Here is an 18,726-nt window from a genome sequence, read left to right as displayed (position 1 = left end):
CGCACCTCGTGTCGATCGTGCCGGCGGTCAGCCCGGTGGCGCCTGGGTACGGCGGCTCAGCCCGCCGCTTCCTCGTCCGGCCGGAGTTCCGCACCGTCGGGGGAGGCCGGCGCACCGGACGGCGCCTCCACCCTGGTGCGCAGGGTGCGTACCTGCGGGGAGAGCAGGGCCGCCGCGGTGGCCAGGACGACCAGGGCGGCACAGCCGGCCAGGGCCCGGCCGGTGCCCACGGCGGTGGCGACCGGGCCCGCGACGAGCAGGCCGAGGGGGGCGAAGGCCAGGGAACCGAACCAGTCGTAGGAACTCACCCGGGACAGGACCCGGTCCGGGATCTCCCGTTGGATGGTGGTGGCCCACAGCACACCGAAGACATCACTCGCGACCCCGGCCCCGCACATGGCCGTGGCGGTCAGCCATACGGGGGCCCCGACGCTCAGCAGAGCGATCGGCACGGCGGCCGGAAAGGTGCACAGCACCCCCACCAGAACGGGACGATCCACCCGCACGCGGGCGGCGATTCCCGCACCGGCGACGGTCCCCACGGCCTGTGCCGCCACGATGACCGACCACGCCCGCGCCCCGCCGAGGTGTTGCTCGGCCGCCAGAGGCCCGAGCACCCCGACGTTGGCGTTGAGCGCGGCGACGACGACCGCGTACTGGGCGACGACGACCCACAGCCACTGCCGGGAGGCGAACTCCTGCCACCCTTCCCGCAGGTCGGTCCAGCCCGACACCTTCTTGCGCGGCCGTGCGGCCACCCGCAGCCGGGCCGTCAACGCCGCGCTGACGACGAAGGACGCCGCGTCGAGGGCCAGTGCCCAGCCGGCGCCCACCAGCGCCACGGTGACCCCGGACAGCGCCAGGCCGAGCAGCAGGGAGCTGTTGGTGCCGACCCGCAGCAGCCCGTTGGCCCGCTGCAAGCGGCTCGCGGGCACGATCAGCGGCACGAGACCGTCCATCGCGGGGCCGAACAGGGCCGTTGCCGCTCCGGCGACCACCGCCAGCAGGCACATCGCCGGCAGCGGCGCATGACCGGTCAGCACCATGGCGGCCAGACCCGCATAGGCCCCGGCCCCCAGCGCATCCGCCAGAACCATCAGCCCCGACCGTGAGATGCGGTCCGCGATCACCCCGCCCGCCAGGACCAACACCAGCTGGGGCAAGGCCTGGCAGGCCAGCACCAGGGACAGCCGGCCCGGGCCGGCCCCCGGCAGGGCGAGCACGGCGAAGGCCAGCGCCACCCGGGCGAAGCCGTTGCCCAGGACCGAGATGACCCGTGCGCACAGGAGCAGGCAGAACTGCCGGTCGCGCCACAGCGGCGCCCCCACCGAAGAAACCGTCACGGCCCGGCACCCTATGGCGGCCCAGGACGACGCCCTGCCTGAATCAGCCACTCCAGGACCGAGCCTTTCCTGGTCGTCACCGGCGGGTCGCCTTCGGTCAGCTCGTCGTGGTGCAGGTGTCCCCGTTCAGTGTGACGGCGTACGGGGCCGAGTTGCTGCCGTGCCAGGAGGCGAGGAAGCCGAAGGACAGGGTGGAGCCGGCGGCGACGGACCGGTTGTAGTCGGCGGCGGTGGCGGTGACGCGGGAGCCGTGCTGGCTGACGGTGGCGTCCCACATCTGGCTGACCTGCTGGCCGTCGCGGAAGGACCAGGCGACGCGCCAGCCGGCGAGGGCCTTGGTGGTGGTGACGGTGAGGGTGGCCTGGAAGCCGTCGGGCCACTGGTTGACGAGGTCGTAGGCGACCCGGCAGGTCGCGGTGGCGGACGGCTCGTCGGTGGGGCCGGTGGTGGCGGAGGAGGTGCCCTGGGGTTCGGGGTCGGGGTTCTTCCGGGTGGTTGTGGCCGTGGTGGCGGGGGCGGTGGGGGTGGTGGCGGACGAGGTCGTCGGCAGGGGGTCGCCGGCGGGCGCGGAGGGGGTGCGGTCGGCGACCGGCTGGTGGTCGTCGTGGCCGGCGGCGGTGTCGTCGCCGGAGCCGCCGGGCGGCATCATCGACACACCGAGCGCCAGCAGCGACAGCAGGACGGCGGCGGCGAGCAGACCGTTGCGCAGCGCCTTGGTCCTGCCGGTGCCCTCCTTCGGGTCGCCGGCGTCCGGGTCGGCCGCAGTGGGGCGGCCGGGGCCGAGGCGGACCTCGGCGGCGCGGCGGCGGCGCTCCAGGTAGGCGAGGCCGCCCCAGCCGATCACGCCGCCGGTCAGGGCGGCGGGCAGGCCGCCGCCGTGCAGCCTGAGACAGGCGGCCGCCTCGGCGCACCGCACGCAGGTGGCGAGGTGCCGGGAGAGGTCCTCGGGGGTGTCGGCGGCCGACGAGCGGGTGACCGCGTCGAGGAGACGGGCGTAGCTGCGGCACTGCGCGTCCATCGGCGTGTCGACGTGGGCGCGGTGGCAGCGGTCCCGGAACAGGGCGCGCACCTGGTCGAGTTCACCGGCCGCGGTGGCCGGGTCGAGGCCCAGGCGGCGGGCCACGGTGGGCAGCGGCAGCGCCTCGACCTCGGCCAGCCACAGCAGGGAGGCGTCGGCGTCCTGCATGTCCCTCAGGCCGCGCAGCGCGACCGGGCGTTGCAGCGGCGGGCCGGTGTAGCGGGCCGCGGCGTCGGAGTTGAGCCACAGCCGCAGGTCGGGGTCGAGTTTGTGGCCCTGCCCGACGGCCTCCCAGGCGGCGGCCGTCTCCCGTACGGCGGTCAGCAGCGTCGGGATCACCGGCAGCCGGGCGGCGCGGCGGCCGGCGCCACGCAGGGGCGGGGCCTCGGCGGCACGGACCTCGCGCATGCCGAGCGTGAACGCCTCGGTGGCCAGCTGCTGGGCCGTCAGGGACCCGGAGGTGCACAGGTCGGCGTACGAGAGCACCGCGTCCCAGCACTCGGAGAACAGCGCGGCCTCGGCGGCGTCCTGGGGGGTCGGCAGGTCGGACATCGGACTCCTGCATCCACGAGCGAGGTCAACTCACCATAATGGCAATGGAGTTGCGGGGAACCTCGCGGCAGAGCACGAGCCTTTCACGTCATCGCCACAACTGACAAGCGGCGTATTCAGATGCGGTTTTCTCGGTCGCGGGCCCACAACTCCGGCCTCCTGTACGGAGCGGGACCCGGCGCACGTTCAGACCGGAATGTCTCGATCGGATCACGCCTGGGCCGGCTCGGCGGCCGGCAGGCTGTCCATGAAGGAGCTCACGGAGAAGACGGCGCGGCCGGGTCCGGGCGGACCGTAGCCGGGGGGCGAGGACAGCCCGAACTCGTCCATCGTGGCACGGTAGGCCTCCAGCAGCCGGATGTGGTACTCCAGCGGCGCCCCGTGGGGGTTGGCCTTGCCGAGCGGGGTGGTGGGCTCCGGGCACCAGGTGGTGAAGCGGGGCGTGATGCCGTGGGACATGAAGAACCGCAGCCCCTCGGTGGTCGACGCGATGGCCTCGTCGACCGTCGTGAACCCGAACGGCTCGGCCATCTCCACGCCGGCCACGAAGTTGGGGATCACGTTGCGCGCGCCGAACACGTCCGCCGAGTCGAGGATCCGCCGGTGCCACTCGTCGCGGCCGACGTAGCGCTCCTTGCCCGGGCAGTACATCTTGAACAGGTACTCGTCCCACACCTCGTAGTTGGGGTGGTAGATCTGCACGCCGTAGTCCTTGAACCGCTGCACGTCCTCGCGCGGCAGCGCCTGCGCGACGACCTTGCCGATCCAGCGGCCCGGGAAGCGCTCCTCGATGGCCTTGGCGTAGTGGCCGTAGAAGTCGGCCTCGTCCCGCCCCGAGACCGTCTTGGTGATCGCGCCGCCCGTGAGGGTGTAGGCGGTGGACGCCTTCTGGGTGTCGTAGCGGTCGATGATCTCCAGCGCCTCCAGGACCTCCTCCACGTCCTTGACGCCGGTGTACGGCCGCCCGGCCGCCTTGTGCTGGCGCCAGTTGTGGTTGATGTCGCAGTACTGGCACTCCTCCTTGGCGCCGAAGTACTGGCAGACCCGGAAGACGGTCAGGTAGATCAGGTAGCCCCACTGGATGGTGGGGGCCACCTCCATCACGGACTTCCCGTTGGAGAGGGTGTGCCGGTAGTACTCCGGCATGGGCGGCACACCGACGTCGGCGACGCGCCTGCCGTCCAGGTACAGCCCGAGCATGCCCGAGTCGTCGGCGGCCACGCGGTAGGGCGAGGACGGGTTGACCCGCACCGACACGACGGTCCGTCGCAGGTCGTACGGCCCACCGGTGAGGATGATCTCCTCCGGCGGGCGCCGCAGCGCGGCCTCGCCCAGCTCGGGCAGGGTGCCGTGGTCGAAGGAGAAGATGAAGTACGACTTGGGCTTGACCTCGCCGCCCTCGTTGTCGCTCAGCGCGGAGGGGTCGAAGGCGACGCCACCCCGCAGCAGGTCCTCCTTGAAGACGGCTTCCCGTGGTACGTGCGGGAACCGCTCCATCAGATCCTCGACCAGTGCGGTACGACTGCCCATCCCGATCTCTCCTCCCGGCTCAGGCGTTCGACTCCTCACGGTATGCCCTCGCCCGGACGCGGGCCCGGCCGGGTCCCCCCGTGCCGCGCGTGTGTCCCGGGCGGTCAGGCCCCGCCGGGTCTGCGGGTCGAGTCCCGCAGCACCACGTGCGTCCCCAGCACCAGGTGCTGGCTGTCCGGCAGTTCCGCGCGGTGCAGGGCCAGCCGGACGGCCGCCCGGCCCAGTTCCTCCTGCGGGACGTGGACGGTGGTGAGGGCGGGGTACACGTCCCGGGCGACCGGGATGTCGTCGTAGCCCGCCACGGCGATGTCCTCGGGGACGCGGCGGCCGGCCTCGCGCAGGGCCTGGAGCACCCCGGTGGCGATCATGTCGGTGGCGGCGAAGACCGCGGTGACCCCGGGGCGTGAGTCCAGCAGCTCCCTGGTGGCCCGGTAGCCGTTCGCCCGGGAGAACGCGGCGTCGACGATCAGCGCGGGGTCCGGGGTCAGACCGAGGAGTTCATGGGCGCGGGTGAAGCCGCGGATGCGCTGTGCGCTGGTGGACAGGCCGGCGACGCGGCCCAGGTAGGCGATGCGGCGGTGGCCCGCGGACAGCAGGTGGCTGGTGAGGGCGAAGGCGCCGCCCTCGTTGTCGTAGTCGACGACCGTGGCCGGGACGCCCGGGCCGAGCGGCGGCCGGCCCACCAGGACCAGCCGTGAGCCCGCCCGGTCCAGGGCGTGCGCGAAGTGCGTCATCCGGTCCTGGTACGCCCTGTCCTCCCAGGCGCCGCCCACGACGATCACCGCGTCGGCCCGCTGCTCGCGCATGGTCTCCACGACGGCGAGGATGCGCTGCGGGTCGCCGTGCGTGGTGCACAGCATGCACAGACGGCCCTCCGCGGAGGCCTGCTCCTCCACCCCGCGCGCGATGTGCGCGTAGAACGGGCCGGTGACGTCGTCGACGACGAAGGCCACCGTCTTGTTCGTGGCGCCGCCCAGCGCGCGGGCGTGCGCGTTGACCACGTAGTCCAGCTCGCGCATCGCCTTGAGCACCTTGGCGCGGGTGGCGGTGGCCACCGGGTAGGTGCCGCCCAGCACCCGGGAGACCGTCGACGCGGAGACCCCGGCGCGCGCGGCGACGTCCCGGACGGTCGAGGCGTCCCCGTTCACGGCCGGCTGCGTCCTCTTGGCCACCGTTCGGCTCCCCTTCCTCGTCCTGTCGGCCACCCTATGAGACGGCCGGCCGGGGCGCGTCGGCGCGGGCGGGCCGGACGGATGCCGGTCACGCCGCCCGGTCCAGCGCCGCCTCGTCGACCGCGTACCGCAGCTCGCCGCCGGACAGCAGCCGTCCGGCCTCCTCGGCGACCGTCCGCCCGAGCCGGGCCACCTCGTTGCCCTGGGAGCCGGCGAGGTGGGGGGTGATGAAGGCGTTGGGCAGGTCGAACAGCGGCGAGTCCACGGGCAGCGGCTCGGGGTCGGTGACGTCGAGGACGGCGCTCAGGCGTCCGGCGCGCAGCTCCGCGACCAGCGCGTCGTGGTCGAGCAGGGCTCCGCGCGCGGTGTTGACGAGCACCGATCCGGTCGGCATGAGGGCGAGTTCGCGGGCGCCGATCAGATGGCGGGTCTCGGCGGTCTGCGGGGCGTGCACGGTGACGATGTCCGAGGTGCGCAGCAACTCGTCGAGGCCCAGCAGCGGTACGCCGAGCCGGGCGGCCTCGGCCGCGTCGACGTAGGGGTCGGCGAGGCTGGGCCGCAGGTCGTGGGGGCGCAGCAGTTCGATCAGCCGGCGGCCGATGCGGGAGGCGCCGACGATCCCGACCCGGCGGCCGTAGTTGCCGACACCGGGGACGATGTCGCCGTAGGGGAAGGTGCGCCGGGTGCGGAGCTGGTCGCGGAAGCCGAAGACGTCCTTCCCGGCGAGCAGGATCATCGCCAGGGTGTACTCGGCGACCGGCAGGGCGTTGGCGGCGGCGGCCGAGGAGACCACGATGCCGCGCCGCCAGACCTCGGGCGTGGTGAAGCCCTTGACCGAACCGGCCGCGTGCAGCACCGCGCGCAGCTTGGGCGCCGCGTCCAGCGCGGCCGCGTCCAGCCGGGGGCAGCCCCAGCCGGTGACCAGGACCTCGGTGCGGGCGAGCGTCTCCCTGACCCGTGGATCGGCGAGGTCGTGCGCCACCAGAGTGGGATCGATTTCTACGTACTCGCGCAGCTCCGCGAGAACGTCCGGCGGGAAGACGTGCGGCATGTTCTGGGCTGTCATGGCGAACAGTGCCTGGGGACGCTCGGGCAAGGAAGTGACCTTCCGGCTCGGTGACGCACGGATAGCAACCGGTCTCTACGGTAGGCGGCGGCGAATGAGAGGGTCAATGGACAAGCACTCTCCGGGAGGGGCAGACATGACTCAGGTGGTCACCAACTGGGCCCGCAACATCACGTACACCGCGAAGGAGTTCCACCGGCCGCACTCGCTCGACACGCTCAGGGCCCTGGTGGCCGGGAGCGCGGCGGTGCGCGTGCTCGGCAGCGGGCACTCGTTCAACACCATCGCCGACCCGGGCGCCGAAGGCGTCCTGCTGTCGATCGCCGGCCTGCCGCCGGTGATCGACGTCGACCCGGCGGCCCGTACGGTACGGGTCTCGGGCGGCGTCCGTTACGCGGAGCTGGCCCGCACGGTCCACGCGCACGGGCTGGCGCTGCCCAACATGGCATCCCTGCCGCACATCTCGGTGGCCGGCTCGGTGGCCACCGGAACCCACGGCTCGGGCGTGGGCAACGGGTCACTGGCCTCCTCGGTGCGTGAGGTGGAGCTGGTCGTCGCGGACGGCACCACGCTCACCCTCGCCCGGGGCGACGCCCGTTTCGACGGCGCCGTGACCTCGCTCGGCGCGCTCGGCGTGGTCACCGCGCTCACCCTCGACCTGGAGCCGGCCTTCGAGGTGGAGCAGCACGTCTACACCGAGCTGCCGCTCACCGGCCTGGACTTCGCGGCGGTGGCCGGGTCCGGGTACAGCGTGAGCCTGTTCACCGACTGGCGCGAGCCGGGTTTCAGGCAGGTCTGGGTCAAACGGCGCACCGACCGGCCGGCCCCGGACTTCCCGTGGGCCGCGCCCGCGACCGAGCCGCTGCACCCGGTGCCGGGCATGCCCGCCGTCAACTGCACCGAACAGCTGGGCGTGCCGGGACCGTGGCACGAGCGGCTGCCGCACTTCCGCGCCGAGTTCACCCCGAGCAGCGGCGACGAGCTGCAGTCGGAGTACCTGCTGCCCCGGTCCGCCGCCGTCGACGCCCTGCACGCCGTCGACGGCATCCGGGGGACGGTCGCCGCGGTGCTGCAGATCTGCGAGGTGCGCACGGTCGCGGCCGACGCGCAGTGGCTCAGTCCGGCGTACGGCCGGGACTCGGTCGCCCTGCACTTCACCTGGACCGACGACACCGAGGCCGTACTGCCGGTGGTGGGCCGGCTGGAGGAGGTTCTCGAGCCCTTCGACCCGCGCCCGCACTGGGGCAAGGTCTTCACCGTGCCGGCGGCCGCGCTGCGCCGCCGCCATCCCCGGCTGGACGACTTCCGGGCCCTGGCCCGCGCCCTGGACCCGAGCGGTAAATTCGCCAACGTCTTCGTCCGCGGGGTGCTCGGCGACTGACTTTATAAACCCCCTTTCCTAACCCCTTGTCGAAAGGGACCGGCAGCCCATAGCCTTGCGCCGCGCCGGTGCCGATCTCGCCCCGGCCTGGACCGGAAGGGACCGGAGGGGCAGCTCGGTGAAGCGCACTTCACGTGACATCCGTACCGCGAACCGCTACGAGGTGCTGCGCCAGATCATCGCCGAGTCTCCCACTTCCCGGCAGGAGCTGGCGGCCGCCACCGGACTGAGTCTGGCCACGGTCGCCACGCTCGTGGGCGAGCTGCTGGACCTGCGCATGATCACCGAGGTCGGCTTCGAGGACTCGGCGGGCGGACGCCCCCGGGGCCTCGTCGCCGTCAACGCGTCGGGGGGCGCGTTGATCGGCGTGGACATCGCCGAGACCTACGTCCATGTCGAGCTGTTCGACCTGGCACTGAACGTGCTGGCCCGCGCCGACGAGGACATGCGGCCCGGCGAGAGCCGCCCGGAGCAGGTGGTCGCCCATGTCGCGGCCGCCGTCGGCTCGGTGGTCGCGCAGGCCGGGGTCGAGGCGGCCCGTGTCCTCGGCGTCGGGGTGAGCGTGCCGGGACAGGTGGACCGCGACACCGGCATCTCGGAGTACGCCCCCAACTGGGACTGGCACGACGTGCCGTTGCTCGACCTGCTCTCCGAACACATCGCCTATCCCCTGTACCTGGACAACCCGCTGCGCGCCTGCGCGGTCGCCGAGCTGTGGTTCGGGGCGGCGCGCGGGCACGGGGACGCCGTGGTGGTCAACCTCGGCACCGGTGTCGGCGCCGGTCTCGCGATGGGCGGCGGACTGCACCGGGGCGTCAGCAACAGTGCCGGGGAGTGGGGGCACACCACGCTCGTGCTGGACGGGCGGCTGTGCCACTGCGGCAACCACGGCTGTGTGGAGACGTACGTCGGCGCCCCCGGCATCATGCAGAACCTGCGCGAACTCAGCCCCCGGTCCACGCTGTTGCACCCCGAGGACCAGACGGCCACCATCGACGCGCTGGCCCGCGCGGTGGCCGCCGGCGACCCCGTGGCCCTCAAGGTGGTCCGGGACACCGCCCGCTACCTGGGGGCCGGCATCTCCGACCTGATCAACCTCCTCAACCCCGAAGTGGTCGTGCTCAGCAGCTGGGTCGCGGCCCGGCTGGGCGAGCCGCTGCTCGGCGAGGTGCGCGAGGCCGTCGCCCGGCACGCGCTCAGACGGCCGCTGGCCGCCACCGAGATCGTCCTCTCCCCGATCCCCACCGACCCGGTGTCCCTGGGCGCGGCGACGTTCGCGCTGGAAGGGGCGCTGCAGTCGGTGGGGCAGCGGGGCCAAGCACCGAGGACAGGCACCACCACCAAGCGCGCCACCCCCGCAAGGAGCCGTACCGCACCGCCTTCATGACGACGGAAGGGATGCACGTGTCACACCCCCGCACCAAGAGATCGGTCCTCCTGACAGCCGCCGCCGCGTTCGCTGTCGCCGGGCCCCTGATATCCGCACCGACCGCTTCGGCCGCCACCCCCACGGCGGCCGAAGTCTCCCCGCACGCCGCCCAGACCATCGACGACATCGGTGCCTCGGGCGCCTGGTGGGTCAACGACCTGCAGCACTTCTCGCCCGCGGTGCAGGCCCGGGTGGCGAAGCTGCTGTTCTCGAAGGACGGGCTGAACCTGAGTTCGTACCGCTACAACATCGGCGGTGGCGGTACCGCGGTCACCACCCCGGCCCGCGCCGCCGAGGACTTCCTCAACTCCGACGGCAGCTACGACTGGAGCAAGGACAAGGGGGGCCGTACGTTCCTCAAGTACGCCGCCCGGTACGGCGTCAAGGACCTGATCGGGTTCGTCAACAGCGCGCCCGCGCGGTGGACGACCAACGGGCAGAGCTGCGGCGGCCAGTTGAAGCCGGAGAACGAGGCCGACTTCGCGAAGTACATAGCCGACGTCACCGCCCACTTCGCCCGGCAGGGCGCGAGGTTCGACTACATCAGTCCCTTCAACGAGCCGGACAACAGCTTCAGCGACTGCGGCCAGGAGGGCATGCCGGTTCCGGTCGGCCAGCGCGCGGAGATCGTCAGGGCGCTGGGCGCCGAGCAGCGGGCCCGGCACCAGCGGACCGGCATCATCGCGGACGAGTCCAGCAAGACGACCCAGTTCACCAGCGAACTCCCGCAGTGGATCTCCCAGCCGGACACCGCGCAGTACGTCTCCAAGCTGGCGCACCACACGTACAACAATCCCGACGACGGCCAGCTCGGCAATGTCTACGAGACCGCCAAGAACGTCGGCAAGCCGTCCTGGGCCACCGAGATCTGCTGCTTCGGCAAGGGCACGACGGGCTGGAACCAGGAGTACGACCCGACGATCGACAACGCCCTGCTGATGTCCCGGATCATCTACAAGGACTTCGCCTCCTCCCACGACTCGGCGTTCCAGTGGTGGGTGGCGCTGGCCAGCGGCTACGGCACCTCTCCCACCGAGAGGAACGACACGGGCTGGAACGACGGCCTGATCTACTACGACCCCGACTACGCGACGAACGGCAACCAGACGCTGTACTTCACCAAGCGGTACTACGCGCTGGGCCAGTACAGCAGGTTCGTGGCACCGGGCTCGGTCGCGCACGACGTGACGGGGGCGCCGGCCGGCGTGGAAGTGTCCTCCTACGACCGGGACGGCAAGTGGGTCGTGGTGGTCAACAACCACAACGCGACCGACACCGCGCTGAACCTGCACTTCAACAGCAAGGTGCCGGTGCGGGCCACCCGGGCCGTGCGCACGTCGGCCACCGAGGACTGGGCTGACGTGGCCCGGCCGTCGGTCAGCGGCGGCACCGCGTCCGCCCCGCTGGCCGCCCGTTCCGTCACGACGTACGTCTTCGACCAGAAGCGGCACGGCGGTTCGGCCGTGACCGGCGCCTGGCAGGGCAAGCAGTCCGGCAAGTGCCTGACGGCGGGCGCCTCGGGGGCCGCGATCAGCACCTGCACGGGCGCGGCCGACCAGTCGTGGTCGTACGACGCGAAGGGTGCCCTGAAGGGCCCGAACGGCTACCTGACGGCCGGGAGTTCGGGCCTGACGACCTCCGCCGCCTACACCGGTGACGCGGGCCAGCGCTGGCTGCTGAACGCCAACGGCCAGATCCTGAGCGAGGCCTCGGGCAAGTGCCTGGACGTCAGCGGACAGGCCACCGCCGACAGCAGCCAGGTGATCCTCTACAGCTGCAACGGCGGGTCCAACGAGGTCTGGAACAAGGTCTAGCCTCCCCCTGACCGAGGGCCGCCGGCCACATCCCTGACCCGGCGGCCCTCACCCCCTCCCTGCCCCGCCCCCTCCCCTGCTCGGTCCAATGTTCGGGATTCCGAACCGGACACAACGCTTCGAACAGACTTCGTCCAACCCCTTGCCGAAGCCTTAGCCGAAGGTTAACGTCCCGCACCGCAGCACGATTTGAGCCACCAGGCCCCGGCCGTGAGAGCCGCAGCCGCAGCCGCACTTCGAGACAAGGACGTCAGCATGTCGGCAATGAGCAACAGCAACTGGTCTCGCCGGTCGATCTTCCGGGCCGCCGCAGGCATGGCCGCCGCAGGCACCCTCGCCGCGTGCGGCAGCAACAACGGCCGCGGCGGCTCCGGCGGGTCCGGTTCGGGCAAGCAGCTGATCCAGTACTTCCACGCCTACGGTGAGGCGGGGACCGAGCAGGCCATCAAGCGGTACGCGGCCGCGTACAAGAAGGCCGACGTCAACACCAACTGGATCACCGGCAACAACTTCGAGTCGGCGCTCTTCGCGTCCCTGCTCAGCAGCAAGGCGCCCGACGTCTTCGAGTTCCACCCGCAGCTGCAGCTCGTCAAGAGCGGCCAGGTGGCCGACCTGAGCGACATCGTCAACCCGGTGAAGGACGACTTCAACCCGAACGACATCAAGTCCCACACGGTCGACGGGAAGGTCTACGGGATCCGGATGATCGACGACCCGCAGTTCTTCTTCTACCGCAAGTCGATGCTGGACAAGGCCAAGGTCGGCGTCCCCACCACGCTCGACGAGCTGATCGAGGCCGCCGCCAAGCTCACCACCGGCAAGGTCAAGGGCATCTTCCTCGGCAACGACTTCAGCGCGATCCAGAACCCCATCATCTGGTCCGCCGGCGCCGACACCATCAACGAGAAGAACCAGATCGCCTATCACACGGACGGCGTCGTCGAGGGCCTCAAGAAGCTCCGGACCCTGTTCACCAGCGGCAACGTGCTCCTCGACGCCCCGACCGACTTCTGGGACCCGTCCTCGCTCAACCAGGGCCTGTGCGCCATCCAGTGGGGCGGCATGTGGTCCATGCCGGCCATGCAGCAGGCACTCGGCGACGACCTCGGCATCTTCCCGTTCCCGAAGATCGGCAGCGCGGGCAAGCAGTCGGTCTACAACGGCGGCTGGTCGGTCTTCGTCAACGCCAAGGGCAAGAACGTCGACGCGGCCAAGGAGTACGTCAAGTGGCTGTGGATCGACCAGAAGCAGTACCAGGAGGACTGGGCCACCTCGTACGGCTTCCACATCCCGCCGCGCACCTCGATAGCCAACCAGGCCACCAAGCTCAAGTCGGGCCTGGCGGCCGAGGGCGTGAAGCTCTTCACCGACTACGGCCACTTCGACAACATCGCCTACGACCAGACCATGCAGAACGCGTTCGCCGAGGTGATCGCGGCTTCCGTCCGTAAGGACGGCAACCCCGAGGCGGCACTCGACACCTGCGACAAGAAGGTCAACGTCGAGCTCAAGAAGCTGTTCGGATAGGCCCCAGGGAAGACCACGACATGTCGACCACCACCGCGCGCGGGGTCGCCCAGCCCGCCCCGGCCAAGGCCTCCCCGGCCCGGCCGCGGCGGGGCCTGCGGGGCAACGCCACCCTGAACTTCTGGCTCTTCACCGGGCCCTTCCTGATCGGCCTGGCGATCTTCGTCTTCGTGCCGATCGTCTGGAGCGTCTGGCTCAGCTTCTTCGACGCCCGCTATACCGTCACGCCGAGCCATTTCATCGGCTTCGACAACTACAAGCAGATCCTGACCAACAGCGAATTCCCCGGCTCGCTGGTGACGTTCACCGTGTTCGCCGCGTTCATCGTGCCGACCACCTGGGCACTGTCACTGGGGCTGGCGCTGCTGGTCAACCGGCTGCGGTTCATGCGGGCGTTCTTCCGCTCGGTGTTCTTCCTGCCGACCGCCGTCTCGTACGTGGCCGCCGCCCTGATCTGGAAGATGTCGATCTTCAGCGGCGTCCGCTTCGGACTCGCGAACACGGTCATCGGCTGGTTCGGCGCCGACACCATCGCCTGGATGTCCAACCCCACTCCGCCCTGGTACTGGCTGGTCATCGTGACCCTGCGGCTGTGGATCCAGTCGGGCTTCTACATGATCCTGTTCCTGGCGGCGCTCCAGAACATCCCGGCCGAACTGTACGAGGCCGCCGCCATCGACGGCGCCAAACCGGGCTGGCAGACCTTCCGGCACATCACACTGCCGCAGCTTCGGGCCACCTCGACCGCCGTCATCCTGCTGCTGCTCATCGCCGCTTACCAGGCGTTCGACGAGTTCTTCAACATCATCGGGCAGAAGGCGACCTGGGCGCAGACACCGCTCATGGTGCTCTACAAGGCGGCCCTCGGCACGAGCCAGGACTACGGCGCCGGCAGCGCGGGCGCGGTCATCCTCTCGCTGCTCATCTGCCTCGTCACTTTGGTCCAGGGCAAGTTCATGGGCTTCGGAAGGGGGGATGAGTCCAAGTGACCACCACCGCACCCCAGGTCGGCAAGCGGCGCAAGAAGGGCCCGGGCGTCTTCGGCAACACGGGGCTGTACATCGCCGTCGGCGTCGCCGCCCTGCTCTTCCTGATCCCCTTCTACCTGATCCTCCGCAACTCCCTCTCCACGGACCTGGAGATCACGGGCGAGAACTGGAAGCTGCTGCCCTCCTGGCAGTGGGGCAACATCTCCGAGCTGTTCGACGACCCCACGGTCGACTTCGGCCGCTCCATGATCAACTCGCTGGTCGTCGCCGTCCTGACCACGTTCGGCACCCTGCTGGTCTGCTCCCTGGCCGGCTACGGCCTGGCCCGCATCCCGTACCGGCACGCCAACAAGGTCTTCTACGCCGTCCTGGCGACCCTGATGGTGCCTACGGCCGTCACCTTCGTGCCCAGCTTCGTGCTGGTCTCGTCACTCGGCTGGGTGGACACCTACCGGGGTCTGATCATTCCGGGCCTGTTCAGTGGTTTCACCTGCTTCCTCTTCCGGCAGTACTTCCTGGGGTTCCCGAAGGAACTGGAGGAGGCGGCACGCGTGGACGGCCTCGGCTACTGGGGCGCGTACTGGCGGATCGTCGTACCCAACTCGCTGAACTTCTTCGCGGCGATCGCCACGATCACCTTCATCAGCGCCTGGAACTCCTTCCTGTGGCCACTGGTCATCGGCCAGGACCCGAGTTCCTGGACCGTCCAGATCGCGCTGTCCACCTTCATGACCAACCAGACCGTGAACTTCCATCTGATCTTCATGGCCACCGCCATTTCCATCCTGCCCCTGGTGTTCGTGTTCCTCTTCCTCCAGCGCTGGCTGGTGCAGGGGATCGCGCAGACCGGTATCAAGGGCTGAGTGAGGAGACCGATGTCCTTCCGCACCACGACCTCCGTCGATTACGTCGAGGACGTCTCCCCGGGCAGCGGGGCCCTCGCGCCCCGCGCCTGGTACGCCGTCTCCGACGCCAGGTCGCTGTCCCTGAACGGGAGTTGGCGCTTCAGACTGTCCCGGACGGCCGACGCGCACGACGACGGCTTCGCGGCGGAGGGCTACGACGCCGGGGACTGGGCCGAGGTGTCGGTCCCGGGTCACTGGGTGCTGCAAGGACACGGCTCCCCGATCTACACCAACCACCTCTACCCCTTCCCGGTCGACCCGCCCCGCGTCCCGACCGAGAACCCGACCGGCGACCACCTGCGGTTCTTCGACCTGCCCGAGGAGTGGCCGGCCGAGGGCGGTGCCGTGCTGCGCTTCGACGGCGTCGAGTCCTGCGCCCGGGTCTGGCTGAACGGCACGGACATCGGCGAGTTCAAGGGCTCGCGGCTGCCGCACGAGTTCGCGGTCGGCCATCTGCTGAGGCCGGGCGGCAACGTGCTCGCCGTCCGGGTGCACCAGTGGTCGGCGGGCTCGTACCTGGAGGACCAGGACCAGTGGTGGCTGCCCGGCATCTTCCGGGACGTCACCCTGCTGCACCGCCCGGCGGGCAGCGTCCTGGACTACTTCGTGCACGCCTCCTACGACCACCGCAACGGCGCGGGCACCCTGCGCGTCGACTCCGACGTGGACGGGCGGGTGACCGTACCCGCGCTGGACATCGACGTCGAGACGGGGACCACGGTCACCGTGCCGGTCCAGCCGTGGTCGGCCGAGGTCCCGAGGCTGTACGACGGCGAACTCGTGACCGAGGGCGAGCGGGTGCCGCTGCGCATCGGCTTCCGCACGGTGGAGCTGGCCGACGGCCTCGTCAAGGTCAACGGCGAGGCGGTGCTCTTCAAGGGCGTCAACCGGCACGAGTGGCACCCGGAGACCGGGCGCGCCCTCGACCTGGAGACCATGCGCGAGGACGTGCTGCTGATGAAGCGGCACAACATCAACGCGGTGCGCACCTCGCACTACCCGCCGCACCCGGCCTTCCTGGACCTGTGCGACGAGTACGGCCTGTGGGTGATCGACGAGTGCGACCTGGAGACCCACGGCTTCACCGAGCAGGGCTGGCGGGACAACCCCGTCGACGACGACCGCTGGACCCCCGCGCTGCTCGACCGGGCCGCCCGTATGGTCGAGCGGGACAAGAACCACCCCTCGGTCGTCATCTGGTCGCTGGGCAACGAGGCCGGCACCGGCCGCGGGCTCACCGCCATGGCCGAGTGGATCCACGGCCGGGACTCCGGCCGCCTGGTGCACTACGAGGGCGACCTCGACTGCCGTGACACGGACATGTACTCGCGGATGTACGCCGACCACGCCGAGGTCGAGCTGATCGGGCAGGGCCTGGACGGCGGCACCCACAAGCGGCGCCGGCTCCCCTTCATCCTGTGCGAGTACGCGCACGCCATGGGCAACGGCCCCGGCGGACTCGCCGACTACCAGCGGATCTTCGAGGCCCACGACCGGCTCCAGGGCGGCTTCGTCTGGGAGTGGATCGACCACGGCATCAAGGACGAGCGGTACGACTACGCCTACGGCGGTGACTTCGGCGAGGAACTGCACGACGGCAACTTCGTCTGCGACGGACTGCTCTTCCCCGACCGGCGCCCCTCCCCCGGCCTGGCCGAGTACAAGAAGGTGGTCGAGCCGGTCCGTTTCGAGGCCGACGGCGCGGACGGCACCGTACGCGTCACCAACCGGTACGACTTCGCCGATCTGTCCGCGCTGGCGTTCGAGTGGTCGTACCAGGTGGACGGCGAGACCGTCGAGTCCGGCTCCCTGTCGGTGCCGGCGCTCGCGCCCGGCGAGTCGGCCGACGTGAAGCTGCCCGAGCCGGCCGGACAGCCGCCGGCCGGCGCCGAGACGCAGTGGACGGTGCGGGCGCTGCTGGCGGCGGACACCTCCTGGGGACCGAAGGGCCACGAGGTGGCGTGGGGGCAGGTCGCGGTCTCCGCACGGCCGCTGCCGGTGGTCGCCCCGACCGTACGGCCCGTGCCGGACGACGGCGTGATCACCCTCGGCCCCGCCTCCTTCGACGCCCGCAGCGGCGCGCTCCAGGCCGTCGGCGGCGTCGAGGTGAGCGGCCTGCGGCTGGACGTGTGGCGGGCGACCACCGACAACGACGAGGGCGCCGAGTGGCAGACCGACACCCGCTGGGCCGCGCTGTGGCGCAAGTACGGTCTGCACCGGATGCGACACCGCCTCGACTCGGTGGAACTCGGTGACGACGCGCTGACCGTGCGGACCCGGGTGGCGCCCGCCGCCTGGGAGTTCGGGCTCGCCACCGTGTACCGCTGGACCTCCGACGGCGACCGGCTGAAGCTGACCGTCTCCGTGCGGCCGGACGGCGAGTGGACGGTGCCGTTGCCCCGGCTGGGCGTGCGCCTCGGTCTGGCCCGCGCCGACTCGGTGAAGTGGTTCGGCGGCGGCCCCGGCGAGGGCTACCCGGACACCAAGTCGGCTTCCAGGCTGGGCCTTTGGGAGTCCACGGTGGACGAGCTGCAGACGCCGTACGTCCGCCCCCAGGAGAACGGCGCCCGGGCCGACGTCCGCTGGGCGGAGATCGGCGGCCTGCGCGTGGAGGGCGACCCGGAGTTCTTCTTCAGCGCCCGCCGCTGGACCACCGAGCAGCTGGACGCCGCCGCGCACCGCACCGACCTCACCCCCGGTGACACGGTGTGGGTCAACCTCGACCACGGAGGGCACGGCATCGGCACCGCGTCCTGCGGCCCGGGCGTGCTCCCGCGCTACCAACTGCGTGCCGAGCCCGCCGAGTTCTCGTTCGTCTTCTCCGCGACGGACGCCCCGGCAGGTCACTGACCAGCACCTCTCCCGCACCCGCGTACGCCCGCGCCCCCGCTCCCGCGAAAAGGAGTGGCGCGGGGGCCGTACGCGGGTGTGGTGTTGTCCCTCTGACAGATTCCCCCGCCCCGGCTGCCGAAGGAGACAGGTCTGACCATGAATGTGACCGGTAACATAGAGGTCCGCGGTCTCTCCCGTACCTTCCACACCACCGTCCGGCGCCCCGGGTTCACCGGCGCGCTCCGTTCCCTCGTCAACCCGGAGCGGGCCGTCAAGCACGCCGTCTCCGACATCGACTTCGACGTGGCACCCGGCGAACTCCTCGCCCTGCTGGGCCCGAACGGCGCCGGCAAGTCCACCACCATCAAGATGCTCACCGGCATCCTCACCCCCACCTCGGGCGAGGCCCGCGTCGCCGGCGTGGTGCCGTACCAGGACCGGGAGCGCAACGCCCGCAACATCGGCGCGGTGTTCGGACAGCGCACCCAGCTGTGGTGGGACCTGCCGGTGCGCGAGTCGTTCGCGATCCTGCGGGACATCTACGACGTGCCGAAGGCCGAACACGCGGCGCGGTTGCGGGAGTTCGACGACCTGCTGGAGCTGTCCGCCTTCTGGGACACGCGGGTGCGCCACCTCTCCCTCGGCCAGCGCGTGCGCTGCGACCTGGCGGCGGCGCTGCTGCACGATCCGCCGGTGGTCTTCCTCGACGAACCGACCATCGGCATGGACGTGGTGGTCAAGGAGCAGGTCCGCGAGTTCCTGCGGCACCAGGTGGAACAGCGCGGCCGTACCGTGCTGCTCACCACGCACGACATGACGGAGGTGGCGCGGCTCGCCGAGCGGGTCGTCCTGATCAACCACGGGCGGCTGGTCCTGGACGGCACCCTCGACGAGATCCGCCGCACGTTCGGCTCGTCCTGGCAGGTGCGGGCCACCCTCGCCGACGCCCACACGGACATCACGCCGCCGCCGGGCGTCACGGTGCTGCGCCGGGAGGGCCCACAGGTGGTCTTCGGGCCGGACGGGCCCGACGCCCCGACCGTGCACCAGGCGCTGAAGGCGGTCATCGAGCGGTACGAGGTGACGGACGTCGCCATCGACGAGGCCGACCTGGAGGACGTGATGCGGGCCGCGTACGTCCACGCCGGGCCCGCGGAGAGGGTCTGAC

At 71.1% G+C, this 18,726-nt stretch carries 13 protein-coding genes; 8 read left to right on the top strand and 5 right to left on the bottom strand.

What is annotated here, in order from left to right; genetic code table 11:
* Positions 1–56: 56 nt before the first annotated feature.
* The 5 genes from ACFYMM_RS29025 to ACFYMM_RS29005 all read right to left on the bottom strand — a co-directional run bounded on the left by ACFYMM_RS29025 (position 57) and on the right by ACFYMM_RS29005 (position 6,711).
* Positions 57–1,343 carry an MFS transporter gene (locus tag ACFYMM_RS29025; RefSeq protein ID WP_388391605.1) on the bottom strand — a complete coding sequence of 429 codons (1,287 nt, stop codon included), beginning with the start codon at positions 1,341–1,343 and terminating at the stop codon, positions 57–59.
* Between the two features lie 97 nt (positions 1,344–1,440).
* Positions 1,441–2,913 carry a cellulose-binding domain-containing protein gene (locus ACFYMM_RS29020; protein WP_388391603.1) on the bottom strand — a complete coding sequence of 491 codons (1,473 nt, stop codon included), beginning with the start codon at positions 2,911–2,913 and terminating at the stop codon, positions 1,441–1,443.
* 210 nt (positions 2,914–3,123) lie between these two features.
* Entirely contained in the window at positions 3,124–4,443 is a 1,320-nt protein-coding gene (locus ACFYMM_RS29015) for a radical SAM protein (RefSeq protein ID WP_388391601.1), read from the bottom strand.
* A gap of 104 nt (positions 4,444–4,547) precedes the next feature.
* Positions 4,548–5,615: a LacI family DNA-binding transcriptional regulator gene (locus ACFYMM_RS29010; RefSeq protein WP_388391599.1), complete on the bottom strand. Its 1,068-nt coding sequence runs from the start codon at positions 5,613–5,615 to the stop codon at positions 4,548–4,550.
* Positions 5,616–5,703: 88 nt separating this feature from the next.
* On the bottom strand, positions 5,704–6,711 hold the full coding sequence (locus ACFYMM_RS29005) for a hydroxyacid dehydrogenase (protein WP_388391597.1): 1,008 nt from the start codon (positions 6,709–6,711) through the stop codon (positions 5,704–5,706).
* Positions 6,712–6,817: 106 nt separating this feature from the next.
* Here ACFYMM_RS29005 and ACFYMM_RS29000 point away from each other — a divergent pair, with 106 nt between their 5' ends.
* The 8 genes from ACFYMM_RS29000 (at position 6,818) to ACFYMM_RS28965 (ending at position 18,725) form a co-directional block, all read left to right on the top strand.
* On the top strand, positions 6,818–8,062 hold the full coding sequence (locus ACFYMM_RS29000; protein WP_388391595.1) for an FAD-binding protein: 1,245 nt from the start codon (positions 6,818–6,820) through the stop codon (positions 8,060–8,062).
* Between the two features lie 118 nt (positions 8,063–8,180).
* Positions 8,181–9,449, top strand: a complete 1,269-nt coding sequence (locus ACFYMM_RS28995; RefSeq protein ID WP_388391593.1) for an ROK family transcriptional regulator — start codon at positions 8,181–8,183, stop codon at positions 9,447–9,449.
* 11 nt (positions 9,450–9,460) lie between these two features.
* Complete coding sequence (locus tag ACFYMM_RS28990; RefSeq protein WP_388391591.1) at positions 9,461–11,305, top strand: glycoside hydrolase; 1,845 nt, start codon at positions 9,461–9,463, stop codon at positions 11,303–11,305.
* A gap of 255 nt (positions 11,306–11,560) precedes the next feature.
* Entirely contained in the window at positions 11,561–12,832 is a 1,272-nt protein-coding gene (locus tag ACFYMM_RS28985; RefSeq protein ID WP_388391589.1) for an ABC transporter substrate-binding protein, read from the top strand.
* A 20-nt stretch (positions 12,833–12,852) separates the two neighbouring features.
* Positions 12,853–13,821, top strand: a complete 969-nt coding sequence (locus ACFYMM_RS28980) for a carbohydrate ABC transporter permease (RefSeq protein WP_388391587.1) — start codon at positions 12,853–12,855, stop codon at positions 13,819–13,821.
* Positions 13,818–14,684 (top strand): carbohydrate ABC transporter permease, encoded by an 867-nt coding sequence (locus ACFYMM_RS28975; RefSeq protein ID WP_388391585.1) that lies wholly within the window; start codon positions 13,818–13,820, stop codon positions 14,682–14,684. Before ACFYMM_RS28980 ends, ACFYMM_RS28975 begins: the two co-directional genes overlap by 4 nt.
* A 12-nt stretch (positions 14,685–14,696) precedes the next feature.
* Positions 14,697–17,576 (top strand): glycoside hydrolase family 2 TIM barrel-domain containing protein, encoded by a 2,880-nt coding sequence (locus ACFYMM_RS28970; RefSeq protein WP_388391583.1) that lies wholly within the window; start codon positions 14,697–14,699, stop codon positions 17,574–17,576.
* Positions 17,577–17,714: 138 nt separating this feature from the next.
* A complete protein-coding gene (locus ACFYMM_RS28965; protein WP_388391581.1) occupies positions 17,715–18,725 on the top strand; it encodes an ATP-binding cassette domain-containing protein in 1,011 nt (336 codons plus the stop codon).
* Position 18,726: the final 1 nt, after the last annotated feature.

Origin of the sequence: Streptomyces sp. NPDC006739, from assembly GCF_042869815.1 — a bacterium.
Taxonomy (GTDB): Bacteria; Actinomycetota; Actinomycetes; order Streptomycetales; family Streptomycetaceae; genus Streptomyces.
The sequence above is the reverse complement of the archived record's forward strand: the minus strand, read 5'-3'. Positions and strand labels throughout refer to the sequence as shown.